This window comes from Brevundimonas sp. M20, assembly GCF_006547065.1.
Taxonomy (GTDB): domain Bacteria; phylum Pseudomonadota; class Alphaproteobacteria; order Caulobacterales; family Caulobacteraceae; genus Brevundimonas.
In genome coordinates this window covers 1,680,433-1,699,002 of sequence record NZ_CP041243.1, presented here as the reverse complement: position 1 = coordinate 1,699,002, position 18,570 = coordinate 1,680,433, and the positions used below count along the sequence as shown (strand labels likewise).

General features: G+C 68.7%; 17 protein-coding genes. 9 read left to right on the top strand and 8 right to left on the bottom strand.

The features are described from left to right. Positions 1-192 precede the first annotated feature (192 nt). Positions 193-2,025, top strand: coding sequence for an aspartate--tRNA ligase (gene aspS / locus FKQ52_RS08110; protein WP_141626715.1), 1,833 nt, complete (start codon positions 193-195; stop codon positions 2,023-2,025). Positions 2,026-2,106: 81 nt separating this feature from the next. Here the strand turns inward: aspS and FKQ52_RS08105 are convergent, their stop codons facing one another. The 3 genes from FKQ52_RS08105 to FKQ52_RS08095 form a co-directional block, all read right to left on the bottom strand. Beyond that, on the bottom strand, positions 2,107-3,027 hold the full coding sequence (locus FKQ52_RS08105) for a pentapeptide repeat-containing protein (RefSeq protein ID WP_141626714.1): 921 nt from the start codon (positions 3,025-3,027) through the stop codon (positions 2,107-2,109). 63 nt (positions 3,028-3,090) lie between these two features. After that, positions 3,091-3,588, bottom strand: coding sequence for a pentapeptide repeat-containing protein (locus tag FKQ52_RS08100; protein ID WP_141626713.1), 498 nt, complete (start codon positions 3,586-3,588; stop codon positions 3,091-3,093). A gap of 52 nt (positions 3,589-3,640) precedes the next feature. After that, positions 3,641-6,055, bottom strand: a complete 2,415-nt coding sequence (locus tag FKQ52_RS08095) for a TSCPD domain-containing protein (RefSeq protein WP_141626712.1) — start codon at positions 6,053-6,055, stop codon at positions 3,641-3,643. Between the two features lie 225 nt (positions 6,056-6,280). On the opposite strand from FKQ52_RS08095, the gene FKQ52_RS08090 reads away from it, so the two are divergent. Further along, positions 6,281-6,673 (top strand): NADH:ubiquinone oxidoreductase subunit NDUFA12, encoded by a 393-nt coding sequence (locus FKQ52_RS08090; RefSeq protein WP_141626711.1) that lies wholly within the window; start codon positions 6,281-6,283, stop codon positions 6,671-6,673. After that, positions 6,670-7,317, top strand: a complete 648-nt coding sequence (locus FKQ52_RS08085; protein WP_141626710.1) for a DUF2155 domain-containing protein — start codon at positions 6,670-6,672, stop codon at positions 7,315-7,317. The genes FKQ52_RS08090 and FKQ52_RS08085 overlap by 4 nt, the downstream gene beginning before the upstream one ends. On the opposite strand, the gene aat is transcribed toward FKQ52_RS08085, so the two are convergent. The 4 genes from aat to FKQ52_RS08065 form a co-directional block, all read right to left on the bottom strand. Beyond that, positions 7,284-7,889 (bottom strand): leucyl/phenylalanyl-tRNA--protein transferase, encoded by a 606-nt coding sequence (gene aat, locus FKQ52_RS08080; RefSeq protein ID WP_240811803.1) that lies wholly within the window; start codon positions 7,887-7,889, stop codon positions 7,284-7,286. The genes FKQ52_RS08085 and aat overlap by 34 nt on opposite strands. A 97-nt stretch (positions 7,890-7,986) precedes the next feature. Then, on the bottom strand, positions 7,987-9,339 hold the full coding sequence (accC, locus tag FKQ52_RS08075; RefSeq protein WP_141626708.1) for an acetyl-CoA carboxylase biotin carboxylase subunit: 1,353 nt from the start codon (positions 9,337-9,339) through the stop codon (positions 7,987-7,989). A 3-nt stretch (positions 9,340-9,342) separates the two neighbouring features. Further along, a complete protein-coding gene (gene accB / locus FKQ52_RS08070) occupies positions 9,343-9,837 on the bottom strand; it encodes an acetyl-CoA carboxylase biotin carboxyl carrier protein (RefSeq protein ID WP_141626707.1) in 495 nt (164 codons plus the stop codon). A 19-nt stretch (positions 9,838-9,856) separates the two neighbouring features. Further along, the gene (locus FKQ52_RS08065; protein ID WP_141626706.1) at positions 9,857-10,324 is read right to left on the bottom strand and encodes a type II 3-dehydroquinate dehydratase; all 468 of its coding nucleotides are present in this window, start codon (positions 10,322-10,324) and stop codon (positions 9,857-9,859) included. Between the two features lie 99 nt (positions 10,325-10,423). On the opposite strand from FKQ52_RS08065, the gene thiS reads away from it, so the two are divergent. Further along, entirely contained in the window at positions 10,424-10,621 is a 198-nt protein-coding gene (gene thiS / locus FKQ52_RS08060) for a sulfur carrier protein ThiS (RefSeq protein ID WP_141626705.1), read from the top strand. 6 nt (positions 10,622-10,627) lie between these two features. Here the strand turns inward: thiS and FKQ52_RS08055 are convergent, their stop codons facing one another. After that, positions 10,628-12,076: a VWA domain-containing protein gene (locus FKQ52_RS08055; protein ID WP_141626704.1), complete on the bottom strand. Its 1,449-nt coding sequence runs from the start codon at positions 12,074-12,076 to the stop codon at positions 10,628-10,630. Positions 12,077-12,273: 197 nt separating this feature from the next. On the opposite strand from FKQ52_RS08055, the gene FKQ52_RS08050 reads away from it, so the two are divergent. The 5 genes from FKQ52_RS08050 (at position 12,274) to FKQ52_RS08030 (ending at position 18,518) form a co-directional block, all read left to right on the top strand. Continuing rightward, on the top strand, positions 12,274-14,691 hold the full coding sequence (locus FKQ52_RS08050; protein ID WP_141626703.1) for a membrane-bound PQQ-dependent dehydrogenase, glucose/quinate/shikimate family: 2,418 nt from the start codon (positions 12,274-12,276) through the stop codon (positions 14,689-14,691). 39 nt (positions 14,692-14,730) lie between these two features. Then, complete coding sequence (locus FKQ52_RS08045) at positions 14,731-15,531, top strand: thiazole synthase (protein WP_141626702.1); 801 nt, start codon at positions 14,731-14,733, stop codon at positions 15,529-15,531. A gap of 237 nt (positions 15,532-15,768) precedes the next feature. Further along, positions 15,769-16,128 (top strand): hypothetical protein, encoded by a 360-nt coding sequence (locus tag FKQ52_RS08040; RefSeq protein WP_141626701.1) that lies wholly within the window; start codon positions 15,769-15,771, stop codon positions 16,126-16,128. A 260-nt stretch (positions 16,129-16,388) separates the two neighbouring features. Then, positions 16,389-17,972, top strand: coding sequence for a serine--tRNA ligase (gene serS, locus FKQ52_RS08035; RefSeq protein WP_141626700.1), 1,584 nt, complete (start codon positions 16,389-16,391; stop codon positions 17,970-17,972). Between the two features lie 129 nt (positions 17,973-18,101). Beyond that, positions 18,102-18,518, top strand: coding sequence for a hypothetical protein (locus FKQ52_RS08030; RefSeq protein WP_141626699.1), 417 nt, complete (start codon positions 18,102-18,104; stop codon positions 18,516-18,518). The last annotated feature ends 52 nt before the right edge of the window (positions 18,519-18,570 follow it).

Genomic DNA, 18,570 nt, shown 5'->3' with positions numbered 1-18,570 from the left:
TTACGCGCTCTCGCGCGCCGTTGGGTCCCGGGGTTCGCTTCGCGCCCCCGGGATGACGATAGCAGACAGGGAGAGCGGCCAGGCCGCCCCCTCCGCAACCCGCCTCCCACCTTGACTTTCAGGGGGGATGATGCGCCTTTCCGCCCTCCCGAATTCCGCCCCTCGCGGGCCCGAATCCAGAACGAACCGACCATGCACGCCTATCGCTCCCACACCTGCGGCGCCCTCCGTTTGACCGACGCCGGCGCCAATGTCCGCCTGTCGGGCTGGGTGCACCGCAAGCGCGATCACGGCGGCCTTCTGTTCGTCGACCTGCGCGACCACTACGGCCTGACCCAGCTGGTCCTGCACCCGGAAACCCCGGGCTTCGATCTGGTCGAGCGCCTGCGCGCCGAGAGCGTGATCCGCGTCGACGGCGAGGTCATCGCCCGTGACGCCTCGGTCGTGAACCCCAACCTGCCGACCGGCGAGATCGAGGTTCGCGTCGCGGGCATCGAGGTTCTGTCGGAAGCCGCGGAACTGCCGATGCCGGTCTTCGGCGATCAGGAGTATCCGGAGGACATCCGCCTGCAGAACCGCTTCCTCGACCTGCGTCGCGAGCGTCTGCACAGGAACATCGTCCTGCGCTCGAAGGTGATCTCCTCGATCCGCCAACGCATGGTCGGTCAGGGCTTCCTTGAGTATCAGACCCCGATCCTGACGGCGTCCTCGCCCGAAGGCGCGCGCGACTTCCTGGTCCCGTCGCGCCTGCACCCGGGCAAGTTCTACGCCCTGCCGCAGGCCCCGCAGCAGTTCAAGCAACTGCTCATGGTCTCCGGCTTCGACCGCTATTTCCAGATCGCGCCCTGCTTCCGCGATGAGGACCTGCGCGCTGACCGTTCGCTGGAGTTCTACCAGCTCGACGTCGAGATGAGCTTCGTCACCCAGGAAGATGTCTTCGCGGCTATCGAACCCGTCATGCACGGCGTGTTCGAGGAGTTCGCCGACGGCAAGCCGGTGTCCCCGATCAACGGCAAGCACACCTTCACCAATGACTTCGGCGAGCAGTTCGAGCACGCCGGGTTCGAGCGCCTGACCTACGCCCAGTCGATGGCCTGGTACGGCACCGACAAGCCGGACACCCGCAACCCCATCAAGATGCAGGACGTCTCGGAGCATTTCCGCGACGGCGGCTTCGGCCTGTTCAACAAGATCCTCGGCGCCGACGAGAAGAACGCCGTGTGGGCTATCCCGGCCCCGACCGGCGGCTCGCGCGCCTTCTGCGACCGCATGAACTCGTGGGCGCAGGGCGAGGGCCAGCCGGGTCTCGGCTACATCTTCTGGTCGGACGACCAGAACGCCTGGGGCGGGCCGATCGCCAAGAACCTGGGTCAGGAGCCGACCGAGGCCCTGATGACCGCGCTGGGTCTGGGTCAGGGCGACGCCGCCTTCTTCGCCGCCGGCCAGCCGTCGGTCTTCGCCAAATTCGCCGGTCTGGCCCGCACCCGCGTGGGTACGGAGCTGAAGCTGATCGACGAGAACCAGTTCAAATTCTGCTGGATCGTCGATTTCCCGATGTTCGAGTGGTCGGAGGAAGAGAAGAAGGTCGACTTCTCGCACAACCCGTTCTCGATGCCGCAGGGCGGTCTGGAGGCTCTGGAGACGCAGGATCCGCTGACCATCCGCGCCTACCAGTACGACATCGTCTGCAACGGTTATGAGCTGTGCTCGGGCGCGATCCGGAACCACAAGGCCGAGATCATGCTCAAGGCCTTCAACATCGCCGGCTACGACAGCTCGGTCGTCGAGGAGCAGTTCGGCGGCATGCTCAACGCCTTCCGCTACGGCGCGCCGCCGCACGGCGGTCTGGCCCCCGGCATCGACCGTATCGTCATGCTGCTGGCCGGTGAAACCGCCATCCGCGAAGTCATCGCCTTCCCGCTGAACCAGCAGGGCGAGGATCTGCTGATGAACGCCCCGACCGAGGCGCAGGAGCGTCAGCTGAAGGACGTCCACATCCGCACGGCCCTGCCCATCAAGGTCTAGGCCCTCAAGGTCTGATCTCGGAGCCAGTCTCCGGAGACAGGAAAAAAGGCCCTCGTCTCTGACGGGGGCCTTTTTGCTGGATCAGTTGCCGCCGGCGACCACGAAATTGCGCACCCGGGGCGGTGTGGGGCTGGCCGGAGGCGCGGGCGGGGCCGGAGGCGCGATCCGGATCGAGCCCACGCCACGACAGGTGCGGGCGGTCAGGCCGCCGGGCAGACGGGTGTTGGCGTCGCCGCAGGCCCGACCGACACTCTCCTGCGTCAGCCCGCGCACGCCCGACAGGTCCGCGCCCCGGATGTCCGCCCGGTTCAGCTCAGCGCCGGTGAAGTTAGCGCCGTCGAACCGCCCGCCGGTCAGCCGCGCGCCGTTCAGCTCCGCATCCCGGAACGAGGCGCTGCGGAAGTCGCCGTTGGACAGGTTCGCTACATTCAGTTCGGCATTGCTGAAGTTGGCGGTCCGGGCGCTGACATTGGCGAGGGTCGCCGCGCTCAACTCGGCGCCGTTGAACCCGCCGCCGGTGAGGATCGCGCCGTTCATATTGGCGCCGCTGAACTCACCGCCGGTGGCGCTGATCCGTTCCATGCGGGCCCGCACCAGGGTCGCCCCCATGGCCGACACGCCCGCCATTTCCGCGTTGCTGAAGTTCGCGCCGGTGAAGTTGGCGCCGACCAGCTCGGCGCCGCTCAGATTGGCGCGGCTGAAATCGCTGCCCGAGAAGTTCGAGCCCACCAGCTCGGCGCCGCGCAGATTGGCGCCCACGAGGGTGGCGTTGGTGAAGCTGGCGCCGGTGAAGGCCGCGCCGGTCAGATCGCGTCCCGACAATTCACAACGGTTGCAGGACCCACCCAGCGACACCATCCGCGCGACGTCGCCGCGCTCCTGGAACTGGATGTTGATTTCCGCGGCCGCCGGCGACGCCGCGCACAGGGCGGCGGCCAGAGCTCCACCGGCGATGCCGGGGGCCTTGAGGCGACGGAGGATGGGGAAGGCGATCTGTCTCACATGACCTTCATGCCGCCAAACCCCCAAGAACCCTACTTAAATCGCCGTAACGTCAGTGGCCGATCAGCAGCGGGGAATGGACAGGCCGCGCGGCAGCCGGGTCGCCTCGTCGCCGCAGGCCTGGTTCAGGCGCGCCTGCGTGAGCCCGGTCGCCCGCTCCAGCGAGGCCCCGGAGAAGTTGGCTCCGCTCAGGGTCGCGCCCCCGAAGGATGAGCCGTCCAGATAGGCGCCGACGAAGCTGGCGTTGGTCAGATTCGCGCCCGAGAAATTCGAGCTGGAGAAGACCCCGCCATAGGCTTCCACGTCGCGCAGGTCGGCGTTGGTGAAACGGGTCCGGTTCATCACGCTCAGGCTCAGGTCGGCCTGACGCAGACGCGCCCCGGTCAGGTTCAGTCCGCTGCGCTCCAGCCCCGACAGCGGCGCCTGGAACAGGTTGCAGCCCGGGCAGTTCCCGCCGCGCTGGACGCTGGCGATCTGCCCGGCGTTCTGGGCCAGCGCGGGCGAGGCGAGGGCGACCGACAGGACGATCGCCAGGGCGGAAGGGGTCGGGAACAGCTTCATCTCAGGCTCCGGCGCTCGGGTGGGCGATCCAAGCCTGACAGCAATTCGTTGATTAACCCTGCATCGACGGCGATGCGCCGCAGGTGTCGCAAACCCAGCCCGCGCCACGCTGTTGCAGCGCCAGATCACCGCAGGCGGGACAGGCCACCGCCTCGCTGACGGTCCGGGTGGACGGCTCCGCCGCCTCCTTCTTCTGCCCGAACGGCAGGACGACCAGATTGTCCGGCGCGGCGCCGCGGGCGAAGCCCTTGGAGATGAAGCGGGCGGCGGGCACGGCTTCGGGCGCCTCGCCGTCATTGGCCCCGCCCAGCCCGTCGCCGGCCCCGGCATCGGCGTTGGCCAGCTCCTGCCGGTCCAGATAGGACACGCCCAGCTCCCGGAAGATGTAGTCGAGGATCGAGGTCGCCGACTTGATCGAGTCATTGCCCGTGACCCGTCCGGCCGGCTCGAACCGGGTGAACACGAAGGCGTCCACGAACTCGTCCAGCGGCACGCCGTATTGAAGCCCGATCGAGATCGCGATGGCGAAATTGTTCATCAGCGAGCGGAAGGCGGCGCCTTCCTTGTGCATGTCGATGAAGATTTCACCCAGTTCGCCGTCTTCGTACTCGCCGGTGTGGATATAGACCTTGTGCCCGCCCACGGCGGCCTTCTGGATGTAGCCCTTGCGACGGTCCGGCAGCTTGCGGCGGGTGCGGTCGCGCTCGACCACCTTCTCGATCACGCGTTCGACGGGCTTCACCTCCGGCTCGCGGCGGCGTTCGCGCTCCTGTCCGGCGCTTTCGGGCAGGTCGAGCAGCGGCCCGGCGGGCGGCTCGGTGCGCAGCAGGCGAACAGCGCGACGGCCCTCCCGCGCGGCGTCGGCCAGCAGACGCGCGGTCTGGACCGGGGTCGCGTTCCACTCCAGCGGCTTCGGCGTCAGATCGGGGGTGGCGCTGAACGGCTCCAGCCTCGCCCGCAGCGCCGCCTCGAACCCGCGAGGGGCGGCCAGAACCTCCGCCAGCCCCTCCGGCGCGCCGGTCCAGCCTGTCAGATCGCCCGCGCCGAACACATAAAGGCCAGCTGCCTCAATATCTTCCGGCGCGAAGCCGAGATGGGCCAGCAGATCGACCTCGGCCTCGTCCTCAATGCCCAGCACGTCACGCAGGAAGCCCGCATCCAGAACCGGGGCCCGGAAGGCGTCCTCCAGGCGATCCACGACCGCGAGCGCCAGTTCGATCCCTTCCAGCTCCACCTCGGTGAAGCCGTGGGCGCGCAGGGCCGCGTGATCGACGCCCGGCGCCTGCACCAGCGTCCGCCGTCCCAGCAGGTGGCGTTCCGCCGCCTCAAGATCAGCCCCCGCCGCCTCCAGCGCCGCCGCCATCGAGGGACGCAGCCGCACCGCCGTCTCGGCGTCGGCGGTCTCGAAGCGATCCGGCGCCGTCAGGGGTGACGCGCCCAGCCTCAGCATGGCCTCGGCGTCCGCGACGAACAGGCTGACCGGGCCCGCGGCGGCCTCCGTGATCAGGCGCGCCAGCGCCGAGACGCGGTCCAGAGGCGCGGCCGCCCCTTCGCAGAGCACCAGATCACCCAGGTCCGCCAGACCGATCGAGACCGGTCCGCCCGCCGCGCCCGACAGCACGCCGGTCCACAGGCGCGTCAGGTCCGCCAGCGCGCCGTCAAAGCCTTCGCCGGTCAGATCGCGCAGGGCCGTCAGGCTGATCAGAACCGCGCGGCCGCGCGCCGTCTCGCTGAGGCGTTCGGCGGTTTCCGGGTCGAAGGTCAGGACCAGATCGCCGTCCAGCGCGCCCTCGGCGGCCAGCCCGGCCTCCGGCGCGCCCGAGGCGGTCAGGGCGCGATCCGCCACGGCCAGCCAGGGCGCTTCCGGCGCCGCGGGCAGGGGCGCCGCCTCGAATGATTCGCCCGCGATGGCCCGCAGGATGTCGGCGTCAGAAGCGCCCGCCCGGCGCGCGCTCAGGGCCGCGCGGGCGAGGGCGGGGTTGTGGTTCGGATCGGTGCAGTCGCCGCGCGGACCCTCGCACCGGCTCACGGCTTCACTGACGGCGGCCAGAGCCCCGGCCAAGGCGTCCACGGCGCCGGCGGACAGGCGACCGGCGCGGCGGCGCGCGGTCTCGGCGGCGACCAGGCGCGCCGCGCCCGGATCGGACAGGTTCAGGGCGTCGCCGACGGCCACGGCCTGCGGGCGCGCGGGCGTGGCGAGGCCCAGCCGCAGGGTGGCGGCCAGTTCCGCGGCCTCTTCCGCATCCCGCGCATGCCGTTCGGCCCAGCCGTGGGCGGCCTGGATAATGGGATCCTCGCCGTCCAGCGCCAGCCCTTCGGAGGCGGCCCAGTCCAGCCAGGCCTCGACCCGCGCATCAGACCAGGTCTCCGGCGCAATCGCCTCGATCAGGCGGCCGCCCTGCTCGATCTCGCGAACGGATCGGCGAACGGCGGCGGCGAGCGTGGCGAAGCGGGGCAGGGGACGCATGGAGTCTCTGGACGGTCTCGAGGAGGTCTCTGGGCGGCTTTCGCCGACGTTAACGACGGAAACCCGCGATCTGCAATAAATCTGGCATGCGGAGGCATGGTTACCCCCAAGATGTTGAGTTTGCGGCCGACCGCGTTGCGCTGGACGTAGGCCTTCGCGGTTTCTATGATCGCGCCGCTGTCGTCTGGCTGTTCCGGTCGACACCAGACGAGTGGAATTCCCGACGTGCTAGGCAGAATCTTCGGTTGGACCAGCGGCGCCACCATCGGCACCTTCTTCACCATCGCCAAGCGTGGCGAAAAGGTCGGGACCGATGAGTTCGGCAACACCTATTACCAGTCGCGCGACACCGTCAGCTACGACGGCCGCAAGCGGCGCTGGGTGATCTACAACGGCTATGCCGACGCCTCGAAGGTGCCGCCGGACTGGCACGGATGGCTGCACTACACCTACGACGAAGCGCCCAGCGAACATCCGCTGCCGCGCCGCGTGTGGGAAAAGGATCACCTGCCGAACCTGACCGGCACCCCGATGGCCTGGCGTCCGCAAGGCTCGCTGACCGCTGAAGGCAAACGTCCCGCCGCCACCGGCGACTACGAGGCCTGGCGGCCGGAATGAAACATCGGGGGCTCATTCTCGCGGGGCTGTCGTCCGCGGCGATTCTCGCCGGCGGCGCCGTCGTGGCGTCCGCGCTGAACGACATCCCGCAGGATGCCCGTCCGATCCAGGACACCACGGCGGATCTCAACCGCCAGCAGACCCCGCCCGCCGAACCGGCTCCCGAAGCCGCGCCCGCGCCCAGCGTTCCGGTCGCCATCACCCCGCCCGCGCCCACGCCCGTGACGCCTGAAGTCCCGGACGAGGAAGAGGCCGCCGAGGAAGAGGCCGCCGTCGAAACCGCCGAGGTTCAGGCCGAGCCACCGGCCACGCCGGGCCGTCGCCAGCGCCGTCGCATCGCCATCGTCGAGGCCGTCGACAAGATCACGACCGAACGCATGCGTTTCGAGGTCGAGGTGGGCGGGCGCCCCGTGCGCTTCCAGCGCTCCCTGATCTTCACCGCCCGCGCCTGCGAGGTTTCGGCCTCGGACGAGCAGGTCGAGGATTCGATCGCCTATCTGGAAGTCAGCATCCAGCCGCGCGGCACGACCCAGCCCGCGCCTCCCCGTCAGATTTTCCGGGGCTGGATGTTCGCCTCGTCGCCGGCCGTCAGCGGCCTGCAACACCCGATCTACGACGCCTGGATCGTCGGCTGCAAGGCGTAGTAGATCGCCTCCGCGCCGGTCATCGGTTCGAACAGCGATCGCGTATTGGGCCTGACCGGCAGCGCCGCTTTCAGACGTTTCAGATAGGCGGCCTGCGGCGTCTCCAGCGCGCCGAACTGGCTCAGATGCTCGGTCAGGAACTGGGCGTCCAGCAACCGCCAGCCGCCGCGCTTCAGCCGCGCCACCAGATGCACCAGAGCGATCTTTGACGCGTCGCGCTCACGCGTGAACATGCTCTCGCCGAAAAAGGCGCCGCCCAGCGTCACGCCGTACAGGCCGCCGACCAGCCGCTCGTCCCGCCAGCACTCGATGGAATGGGCGTTCCCGCGCGCCTGAAGCTCCAGATACAGGCTCCGGATCGGGGCGTTGATCCAGGTGTCCTCGCGCCCCGGCATGGCGGCGGCGCAGGCGTCCAGCACCGCCTCGAACGCCGTGCTGACGCGCACCTCGAACGGTTCGCCCCGCACGGTCTTTCGCAAACGTGTGGGGATGTGAAAGCCGTCCAGCGGGATCACGCCGCGCTGGTCCGGCTCGACCAGAAACACGCGCGGATCATCACGCGCCTCTCCCATGGGAAAGACGCCCGTCGCATAGCAGTTCAGCAATTCATCCGGCCCGAAAAGGCCGGAGGAGGCGCTGGCGCTGAAGCCCGGCTCCTCCACCGCGATCCTACGCTTCGCCCTTCTGGCGCTTCTGCCAGTTCTCCAGCCAGTGGATGTCGTAATCGCCGGACAGGATGTCCGGCTCGGCCAGCAGCTTCTGGAACAGCGGGATCGTCGTATCGACGCCGCCGACGACCATTTCGCCCAGCGAACGCTTCAGGCGCGCGATGCATTCCTCGCGGTCGCGGCCATGGACAATCAGCTTGCCGATCAGGCTGTCGTAGTAGGGCGGGATCGAATAGCCGGCGTAGATGGCGCTATCCAGACGCACGCCCAGACCGCCCGGCGCGTGGAAGTCCGTGACCGTGCCCGGCGACGGGGTGAAGGTCTCGGAGTTTTCCGCATTGATGCGGCACTCGATGGCGTGGCCCTCGAAGGTCACGTCCGCCTGGGTGAAGGACAGCGGCAAACCGGCGGCGATGCGCACCTGTTCGCGAACCAGATCGACGCCCGTGATCATTTCGGTGACCGGGTGTTCGACCTGCAGGCGGGTGTTCATCTCGATGAAGAAGAACTCGCCGTCCTCCCACAGGAACTCGATGGTGCCGACGCCCAGATAGCCGATGGCGGCGATGGCCTTGTTGACCGTCTCACCGATCTTCTTGCGGCCCTCGGCCGACAGGGCCGGCGACGGCGCTTCTTCCAGAACCTTCTGGTGGCGGCGTTGCAGCGAGCAGTCGCGTTCGCCCAGGTGCACGACGTTGCCGTGGCTGTCGGCGATCACCTGGATCTCGATGTGGCGCGGCTTCTGGAGGTAGCGCTCCATGTAGACCGCGCCGTTGCCGAAGGCGGCCTTGGCCTCGGTCTGGGCGGTCTGGACGGCCTCGACCAGATCGTCAGCGGTCAGGGCGACCTTCATGCCGCGCCCGCCACCGCCGGCGGCGGCCTTGACGATCAGCGGGAAGCCGATGGTCCTGGAGGCCTCGATGGCGTCCTCGATGGTCTCGACCTCGCCGTCCGAACCCGGAACGCAGGGGATGCCCGCGGCCAGAACGGTCTGCTTGGCGCTGATCTTGTCGCCCATGACCCGGATGTGCTCCGGCTTGGGGCCGATGAAGGTCATGCCGTGGGCTTCGACGATCTCGGCGAAGCGCGCGTTTTCCGACAGGAAGCCATAGCCCGGGTGGATCGCCTGGGCGCCGGTGATCTCGGCGGCCGCGATGATCGACGGGATGTTCAGGTACGACTTGGCGGCCGGGGCAGGCCCGATGCAGACGCTCTCGTCGGCCAGACGCACCCACATGGCGCCCCGGTCGGCTTCCGAGTGCACGGCGACGGTGGAGATGCCCATCTCCTTGCACGCCCGGTGAATACGCAGGGCGATTTCGCCGCGGTTCGCGATCAGGACCTTGCTGAACATGGCTTACGCCTCGAGCAGGACGAGCGGTTCGCCGAACTCGACCGGCTGGGCGTCGCCGACGAGAACTTCAGCCACGACGCCGTCACGCGGGGCCTGGATCGGGTTCATCGTCTTCATGGCTTCGACGATCAGCAGGGTCTGGCCCTTCTTCACCTTGTCGCCCGGCTGGACGAATTTCGGCGCTTCCGGCGAGGCTTGCAGATAGGCGGTGCCGACCATCGGCGACTTCACCTCTTCACCCGAGCGGGCGAGGATGGTGGCCGGGTCCGAGGCCATGGCGACCGGAGCGGCGGCGGCGGCCGGCGCGGCGGCGACCGGGGCCGGAGCGGCGGCATAGGTCACCGGGGCGGCGGCCACCGTCACTTCACGGGCGACGCGGATGCGCAGGTCGTCCTTCTCGACCTCGATCTCGGTCAGATCGGTGTCGTTCAGGATGTCGGCGAGCTGGCGCACCAGGGTCGCGTCGATTTCGGCTTCGTTCTTCTTCGGGTCGGCCATGGGAGCCTCTTGCTGTCCTTTAATGCGAACGATCCTCGGACAGGCTGCGTTCCTGCACCAGTCCAAGGGCGGCCTTGACGGCCAGTTCGTAACTCATCGGGCCGAAGCCCGAAACCACGCCGGCGGCGATCGCCGACACATAGGTGCGATGCCGGAAACGCTCGCGCGCCGCCGGATTCGACAAATGGCATTCGACGATCGGAACCGTCAGGGTCTTCAGGGCGTCCAGCAGGGCCACGGACGTATGTCCGTACCCCGCGGGATTAATCACAAGCGCGTCAGCCTTCTCGCGGGCCTCCTGGACCCAGTCGATCAGTTCGCCCTCGTAATTGGTCTGGCGGAACACCACGGTCGCCCCCGCGGCGGTGCGTTCGCACAGCGCCTGAACGTCCGCCAAGGTCTCGCGTCCGTAGATTTCAGGCTCGCGCACCCCAAGCAGGTTGAGGTTCGGGCCATTCAGGACGTAGAGGACGGGGCTGTCGGGCATTCGCTCGCAGAGGTGACGTTCCGATGGAATCGGATCGGGCCTTTTAGCTGAGGCGTGGCGACAGGCAAGCGCGCGCCGCAAGAAGATTGACGCAAGGGCATGCAGATTCAGGTCAACGGCGAACTTCGCGAGGTCCACGCGACCACCATCCTGACCCTCGTGGAGGAGCTGGGACTGGACGTACGCAAGGTCGCCGTGGAGCGGAATCTCGAGATCGTCCCCAGGTCCCAACACGCGGTCACCCCCGTCGCCGAGGGCGACCGCATCGAGGTCGTCCAGTTCGTCGGCGGCGGCTGATCCCGCCTATTTCGGTCCGCAGGCGCCCCGGTCGTAGGGGCCGACGGTGCGGATCACCTCATTGACCGTCGGCTCGATCCGGCGGCCCGAGATCTGGCCGTCCAGCACCCTGCGCAGCAGGCTGTCGAGGCGGCTGACGACGTAGCATTTCACCTCGGGCGTGGCGTGCGCATTGCCCACGCCGCTGTCGTCGGTGAGGAACAGATAGCGGCTCTGAGTCGCGGCGGCGGCGGCGCGCATCACGAACTCGGCCCGGTGGCCCACGCCGCTGGCGGCGACGGGGGTGATCTGGATGCGGCGATCCCGCGCCGCCTGCACCTGTTCCCAGGTTGCGGCGATCCGGTTGTCATGCGGCGGGGCGTCGGCGACCAGCACGATCGAGCGCACCGCGTTCTCGCGCCAGGGATAGTCAATCGCCCGCGTCAGGGCCTGATCCATCGCCTCGGGATAGTCGCCACCGCCGTCCGCCCGCTGGGCCGCCAGCTGCCGGACCAGTTCGCCGACGTCGGCGGTGAAGGGGAAGTCGCGCACCACATACTGGTCGCCGTTGTCCCGATAGACGATCAGGCCGATCCGCGTGTTCACACCCGGATGGCGCTCGGCCAGCGAGTCCATGATCGAGGCCAGCTCGCGCTTCAGATACTCCATCTCGTCGCCCATGCTGCCCGTGGCGTCGATGACCAGCAGCAGGTCGAAGGCCCGGACCTCGGCGGCGCGGCGGGCGGTGCGAATCTCCATCCCGCTGTCCGGTCCGACCGTCAGGCGACGGGTGTTCCCCTCCACGGTGATGTCCGCCGTGCGGCCCAGCCGGTCCAGTTGCGGGAACAGCACGACCGTCCCGTCGGCCAGCGTGCGCAGGCGCAGCGGCGGGCTTTCGGGCCGTGAGACCGACACCTCCACGAACGGCGCGGGACGCCCATCGGCGTCGCGCACCGAGACCGTGATGGCCTGCCGCGTATCGACCCACGGCAGGCTCTGGTCGCCCGCCCCCTGACCCTGGCCTTGCAGGTAGCGGCCCACATAGTCGGCGTACCAGCTGGGGTTCAGCAGGTCGTCATAGTCGCCCGCCGTCAGCAGACCGGCCTGCGGGACCCGCGCGGCGGCCGGCGGCGTGCTGCGTGGCGGCAGGGTGGCCACGGGCGTCGCGGCGGCGATGCGGGCGTCGGGCGCGGCGGCCTCGGCGAGACCCTCGCCGGCGTCGTCGCGACGCACGCGGCTGCCGGTCACCACCACGTCGCCGACCTCCGTCGGGGCCTCGCCGGACGCCACGGGCGCGGGCGTGGGAGGCGGAGGGGGCGGCGGCGGCGGAGGAGGGGGAGGGGGAGGCGGCGGGGGAGGGGCCGGCGCCGTGGCGACCGTCGGCGCCGTCGCGGTCGAACAGCTGATCGTCGTGATCGCCGTCGAAGCCAGCAGCAAGGCGACGGCGCTCCTGACGACAATGGACCGGATCTGCATGGCGGGACTCCTTGAGCGACGACTCGGAAGCCTAGTGGCTCACGATCGCTCCCGCTCGAAAACTGACGAAAGGCGCCGGCTTCCGTTCGCGTGCAACGGAATCTGATGGTCGATCAGCAACCGGGTCTGTTTTGGTCCGGAACCGGACCTCCAACGGGGTGTTGCGCAGACAAACCCAAAACCACGCTGGAGACGTCATGTCCGTCGAGCGCAAAGCCGGAGGCCTCGCGGGAGGTCTCATCATCGCATTGGGGGTCATTCTGGCCCTGATCGGCCTGACCCTGACCGTCGGCGGCGGCTGGCTGATCGGTCTCGGCGGGTCCTGGTACTATCTGCTGGCGGGCCTGGGCCTGCTGGCCAGCGGCGTGCTGCTGATCCGGCGCAGCCTGCTCGGAGCCCTCATCTACATAGGCGTCTTCGTCCTGACGGTGCTCTGGGCGCTGTGGGAGGTCGGGATCGACGGATGGGGGCTGGTGCCCCGGGTCATCGCGCCTGCCGTTCTGCTGGTCTTCGTCCTCGCCGCCCTGCCGGTGCTGAAACCCGGCCGGGGCAAGGTCTGGGCCGCGGGCGGCGCGGTCGGTCTTCTGGCCCTGTTCCTGATCGGCGGCATCGCCTCGGCCAACGCCGCCAGGGTCCATATCAGCGAGGATATACCGACAGCTCAACAAATCGCGTCAAGCGACCCTGACGCCCTGCCGGTCGGCGCCGACTGGCCCGCCTACGGCGGCACTTATCACGCCCAGCGCTATTCGCCCCTGACCCAGATCACGCCCGAGAACGTCGGCCGACTGGAGCGGGTCTGGAGCCTGCACACCGGCGACCTGCCGGGCGACCGCCCCGGCGCGCAGAACAAATATGCGTCCGAGAATACGCCGCTGAAGATCGGCGACACCCTCTACATCTGCACCGGCAAGAACATGGTTCTGGCCGTCAACGCGGCGACCGGACAGAACATCTGGAAATTCGACCCGCGGGTCAGCGATGAGTCGATCCCGTACACGGCGGCATGTCGGGGCGTCAGCTACTATGTCGTCCCCAACGCGGTCGCGACCGATCCCTGCGCGACCCGGATCATCTGGGGCACGCTGGACGCCCGTCTGATCGCCGTGGACGCCCGCACGGGCCGGCGCTGCTCCGGCTTCGGCCAGAACGGTCAGGTCGACACCTCGGCCGACATGGGCCGCCTGATCCCGGGCATGGTCTCGATAACCTCGGCCCCGACCATTGTGCGCGGCGTGGTGGTCATCGGCCACCAGATCCTCGACGGCCAGTACCGCCATGCGCCGTCGGGCGTCATCAAGGGCTTTGACGCCGTCAGCGGCGAGCTGCGCTGGGCCTGGGACATGAACCGGCCGGACATCAACACGACCCCGCCGGAAGGCCAGATCTATACGCTGGGCACGCCCAACATGTGGACCACGGCCTCGGGCGACGAGCGTCTGGGTCTGGTCTATCTGCCGCTCGGTTCGACCGCCGCCGACTACGTCAGCGCCGACCGTCGGGGCCCGCAGCTGGACTATGCGACCTCGCTGGTGGCGCTGGACGTCACCACGGGCAAACCGCGCTGGCATTTCCAGACCGTCCGCCACGACGTCTGGGACTATGACCTCGGCTCGCAGGCCACGCTGGTGGACTTTCCCACGGCGGGCGGCCCGGTTCCAGCGGTCGTGCTGCCGTCCAAACAGGGCGACATCTACGTCCTGAATCGCGCCACCGGCCAGCCGCTGACCCCGGTCAATGAAATCCCGGTTCCGCGCGGCGGTGTCGAGCCGCAGATGCGCACCCCGACCCAGCCGACCAGCGGCTATCACACCCTGCGCCGCGAACAGGACCTGTCCGAGAAGCAGATGTGGGGCATGTCGCCGATCGACCAGATGATCTGCCGCATCCAGTTCCGCAGCGCCTCATACGAGGGCTTCTACACCCCGCCGACCGCGGACCGCCGCTATATCCAGTATCCCGGCTACAACGGCGGTTCGGACTGGGGCGGCATCGCCGTCGATCCGGCGCGGGGCGTGATCGTCGCCAACTACAACGACATGCCGAACTACAACCGTCTGGTTCCCCGCGCTGAAGCCGACCGCAAGGGCTGGGTCCCGCGCGGCGAGCCGAACGCCCGCAAGGGCGGCGCCGAAGGGGCAGGGGACCCGCAGGCGGGCGCCCCCTATGCGATCAGCGTCAACGCCGGCTGGCGGATGCCCTTCACCGGCCTGCTGTGCAAGCAGCCTCCCTATGGCGGCATCCGCGCCATCGACCTGCGCTCGGGCCGGACCATCTGGGACCGTCCGCTGGGGCAGGCCCTGAAGAACGGACCGTTCGGCATCCCGTCCATGCTGCCCGTCGAGATCGGCACGCCGAACAACGGCGGGGCGGTCGTGACGGCGGGCGGGGTGGTATTCATCGCCGCGGCCACCGACGATCTGATCCGCGCCATCGACCTGAAGACCGGCAAGACGCTGTGGACCGATCACCTGCCGGGCGGCGGCCAGACCACGCCGATGGTCTATGAGGTCGGCGGTCGCCAGTTCCTGGTCATCGCACCGGGCGGCCACCACTTCATGGAGACTCCCGTGTCAGACGAAGTGATCGCCTACGCGCTTCCGCAAGGCGCCTGAGGGTTCAAACCGGGCCGTTGAAGGCGTAGGAGCGGGGGCATGAACGCACATGCCCCCGTTTCCGTCTCCGCGAACGACAGCTGGACCGTCGCCGGCCGCACCTTCAACAGCCGTCTGATCGTCGGCACCGGCAAGTACGCCACCTATCAGCAGAACGCCGACGCCGCCGAGGCCGCGGGGGCCGAGATCGTCACCGTGGCCGTGCGCCGGGTGAACCTGACCGACCCGAACCAGCCCTTGCTGGTCGACTATGTGAAGCCCGACCGCTTCACCTTCCTGCCCAACACGGCGGGCTGTTTCACCGGCGAGGACGCCGTGCGCACCCTGCGTCTGGCGCGCGAGGCGGGCGGCTGGGATCTGGTCAAGCTGGAAGTGCTGTCGGACACCGCCCACCTGTACCCGGACATGGTCGAAACCCTGCGGGCGCTGGACCTGCTGATCAAGGACGGCTTCCAGGTCATGGTCTACTGCACCGACGACGTGGTCATGGCCAAGCGACTGGAGGACGCGGGCGCCGCCGCCATCATGCCCGCCGCCGCCCCCATTGGCTCGGGTCTGGGCATCCAGAACAAGGTCAACGTCCGCCTGATCATCGAGCAGGCCAGGGTGCCGGTTCTGGTCGACGCGGGCGTCGGCACCCCCTCGGACGCCACGCTTGCCATGGAGCTGGGCTGCGACGCCGTCCTGATGAACACCGCCATCGCGGGCGCGAATGATCCCATCCTGATGGCCAGCGCCATGAAGCACGCCGTCATCGCCGGCCGTCAGGGCTACCTCGCCGGCCGCATGCCCCGCCGCATGTACGCCAGCGCCAGCTCGCCGCTGTCGGGGCTGATCTGACGGGTAAGCCACAGGCGGGTGGGGTGGAGCCCGACGGTGATTGGTGATTGGTGATTGGTGACTGGTGACTGGATGCGTCTCCGTCAGGGGCTCGCCTTGGAACAGACTGTTCAGCCGCTGACCACCAATCACCAATCACCTTCCCAGCCGCCATCTGAGCCAGTTCGCCGCTAACGCCTGCGGCGGCGCTAACTCCATACGTCCAATACTGACGCATCGGCATGCCATCCTGTCCGGATGACCTGCGATCTCGCCCTCGACGACACGCCGCTTCCGGATATGGAGGAGGTTTATCGCCTCGCCGCCGCCCGCGTGACCGACGCCGTCCAGCGGGGCAAGATCGAGCTCGCCCTGCGCTGGGGCCGCATCCTCAATCTCGCCCTGCGCGACCGTCAGATGCGCGCGCGGCTGCCGGTCACCGCCGATGAAGTCAACCAACGCCTTGATCCGGCGCGGGAAACCCCGGCCGGGCGGGCGTCCCCGCCGTCACACCAATTACACTCTTCACACCCGGTTTTCGACGCGCCCCCGCCGGAGCCCGTGCCCGGCCCAAACCCACCCCGTCCGCGCCTCCGCAAGCGCAGGCGACGACGATGAATCGGGCTTCTGAACCCGAAAATCCCGCTTCTCCTCCCCGTTGGCGTCGCCAAGGGGGAGGCGGCGCGCCGCGAAGTCGCGGCGTGACGGAGGGGGTCTGTCCGCGCGCTCGGTAGAAGCCCCTCCGTCTCCTCGTACGGCTCGGAGCCGCCTCCCCATCGCTACCGCGACGGAGAGGAAACGCCCGCTTCGCACCGCCAGCCTTGGCGGAATCCCCCACGCCCGCTAGAGCAACCCTCTCCCTTCCAAGAGTTAGAGCCATGCACGACATCCGCGCCATCCGTGACAATCCCGCCGCATTCGTCAGCGGCTGGTCGTCGCGCGGGGTCGAGGAGGCTGACGGGCTGGTCGCCGACCTGCTGCGCCTCGACGGCGAGCTGCGCGCGGCCCAGACCACGGCGCAGGAGGGCCTGACCAAACGCAACGCCGCCTCCAAGTTGATCGGCGCCGCCATGGCCAAGAAGGACATGGCCGAGGCCGACCGCCTCAAGGCCGAGGTCGAGGCCCTCAAGGCCGACATCGCCGCCGCCGAACAGGTCGAGGCCAGCGTCGGCAAGGAGCTGCGTGACCTGCTGGCGGGGCTGAAGAACCTGGCCGCCGACGACGTCCCGGACGGCGAGGACGAGGCGGGCAATGTCGAGACGAGCCGCTGGGCCTCGGACCGCGCTGGCTCGCCGCAGCCAGTGATCTCCACCACCGCCAAGGACCACGCCGACCTCGGCGAGGCCATGGGCCTGCTTGACTTCGAGGCCGCCGCGAAGATGAGCGGCTCTCGCTTCGCCGTGCTGAAGGGCCATCTGGCGCGACTGGAGCGGGCCGTCGGCCAGTTCATGCTGGACTTCCAGACGGGTCGGAACGGTTATCTGGAAGTGAACCCGCCATTTATCGTCGGTGAGAAGGCGATGTTTGGGACCGGGCAACTGCCGAAATTTGAAGAAGATCTCTTCGAACTGCGGTTGGAGTTCCGCCAAGAAGAGCTGCGGCTTAGTGCTCTCAACGCTGAAAACAGGGAGCGACGCGCCCGAATTGGTGAGCTCAGTGAGCTGAATGACTTTGCTGGTGCGCAGCTTCAGGACGGGCTAGCCGCTGGCGTTGATGCGCGGTGGGCGTCGCCGGTTTTCAAGCGCCTTGCTGGCTTGTTCGGTGCGGCGGTCAAAGGCTTTGATGAGCATATCGCTTCCTACAACGAGGCGGCGGAAAAATTCACTGAGTTGGGGCGTCAGGGCGGCGGGCGAGGGTTCCTCATCCCCACCGCCGAAGTCTCCCTGACCAACCTCGTCCGCGAGCAGATCCTGCCTGAGAGCCAGCTGGCGACACCCATCCGCATGACCGCCCTGACGCCCTGTTTCCGGGCCGAGGCGGGGTCGGCCGGGCGAGACACCCGCGGCCTGATCCGTCAGCACCAGTTCCACAAGGTCGAGCTGGTCTCCATCACCCGGCCCGAGGACTCCGACGCCGAGCATGAGCGGATGGTGGGCTGCGCCGAGGCCATCCTGCAGGCGCTGGAACTGCCGTACCGCAAGATGCTGCTGTGCAAGGGCGACATGGGCTTCTCGGCCCGCAAGACCTACGACCTCGAGGTCTGGCTGCCGTCGCAGGGCATGTACCGCGAGATCAGCTCCTGCTCGAACTGCGGTGACTTCCAGGCTCGCCGCATGGACGCCCGCTTCAAGCGTGACGGCGAGAAGAAGACCGAGTTCGTCCACACCCTCAACGGCTCGGGCCTCGCGGTCGGCCGCACCCTGGTGGCCATCATGGAGAACTACCAGCAGGAAGACGGCTCCATCCGCGTGCCGGACGTTCTGGTCCCCTACATGGGCGGCCTGACCTCGGTCGGCGGCTGATTGCCGTAAGGCCGGGAGCCCTTCACGGCGTCAGCGGTTGCAGGAGAGACGGAGCCGCGCGTCATCACGCCGTCGCGGTTTACGCTCCACAGTGACGTCTCCGACCCGGAGACCAGCCAAAGGATCAGCATGATGCGCCCGACCTTCCGCCTCGCCCCCGTCGCCCTCGCCCTGTCGGCGGTCGTCACCGTCGGCGCCTGCGCCTCCACGCCGGGCAATGTCGCCGCCGCGCCCGCGTGGTTCGACGCCTCGGCGGACCAGTTCGAGGGCTGGGCCCTGATCCGCAACGGCGAGATCCATCTGTACGGCGAGCAGCGCGATCTGGACCGGGGCATTCCGAACGACTGCGTCAGCGCCGCCCTGCCGCGCAACCTCCAGCGCGCCTCCGGCGACCTGAACGGCATGAAGATCCGCCTGCACGGCCGCACCCTCGCCTGGGCCGACCGCAGCGGCGCCCAGACCCACGACTGGCAGGGCTCCACCCTCGTCAACGACTGCCGCCGCGACGTGGTGATCCTCGCCGACCGGGTGGAAGCCCTGCGCTAGGTTCACGGTGGGGCGCGGCGCCCCATTTTTCAGATGCGCCGGGTCGGCCTTG

What these genes read in the sequence shown, in the direction of transcription:
- aspS (WP_141626715.1), top strand. Translation starts at nt 193, where the DNA reads ATGCACGCCTATCGCTCCCACACCTGCGGCGCCCTCCGTTTGACCGAC.
- FKQ52_RS08100 (WP_141626713.1), bottom strand. Translation starts at nt 3,588, where the DNA reads ATGAAGCTGTTCCCGACCCCTTCCGCCCTGGCGATCGTCCTGTCGGTC.
- FKQ52_RS08095 (WP_141626712.1), bottom strand. Translation starts at nt 6,055, where the DNA reads ATGCGTCCCCTGCCCCGCTTCGCCACGCTCGCCGCCGCCGTTCGCCGA.
- FKQ52_RS08085 (WP_141626710.1), top strand. Translation starts at nt 6,670, where the DNA reads ATGAAACATCGGGGGCTCATTCTCGCGGGGCTGTCGTCCGCGGCGATT.
- aat (WP_240811803.1), bottom strand. Translation starts at nt 7,889, where the DNA reads ATGGGAGAGGCGCGTGATGATCCGCGCGTGTTTCTGGTCGAGCCGGAC.
- accC (WP_141626708.1), bottom strand. Translation starts at nt 9,339, where the DNA reads ATGTTCAGCAAGGTCCTGATCGCGAACCGCGGCGAAATCGCCCTGCGT.
- accB (WP_141626707.1), bottom strand. Translation starts at nt 9,837, where the DNA reads ATGGCCGACCCGAAGAAGAACGAAGCCGAAATCGACGCGACCCTGGTG.
- FKQ52_RS08065 (WP_141626706.1), bottom strand. Translation starts at nt 10,324, where the DNA reads ATGCCCGACAGCCCCGTCCTCTACGTCCTGAATGGCCCGAACCTCAAC.
- thiS (WP_141626705.1), top strand. Translation starts at nt 10,424, where the DNA reads ATGCAGATTCAGGTCAACGGCGAACTTCGCGAGGTCCACGCGACCACC.
- FKQ52_RS08055 (WP_141626704.1), bottom strand. Translation starts at nt 12,076, where the DNA reads ATGCAGATCCGGTCCATTGTCGTCAGGAGCGCCGTCGCCTTGCTGCTG.
- FKQ52_RS08050 (WP_141626703.1), top strand. Translation starts at nt 12,274, where the DNA reads ATGTCCGTCGAGCGCAAAGCCGGAGGCCTCGCGGGAGGTCTCATCATC.
- FKQ52_RS08045 (WP_141626702.1), top strand. Translation starts at nt 14,731, where the DNA reads ATGAACGCACATGCCCCCGTTTCCGTCTCCGCGAACGACAGCTGGACC.
- FKQ52_RS08040 (WP_141626701.1), top strand. Translation starts at nt 15,769, where the DNA reads ATGACCTGCGATCTCGCCCTCGACGACACGCCGCTTCCGGATATGGAG.
- serS (WP_141626700.1), top strand. Translation starts at nt 16,389, where the DNA reads ATGCACGACATCCGCGCCATCCGTGACAATCCCGCCGCATTCGTCAGC.
- FKQ52_RS08030 (WP_141626699.1), top strand. Translation starts at nt 18,102, where the DNA reads ATGATGCGCCCGACCTTCCGCCTCGCCCCCGTCGCCCTCGCCCTGTCG.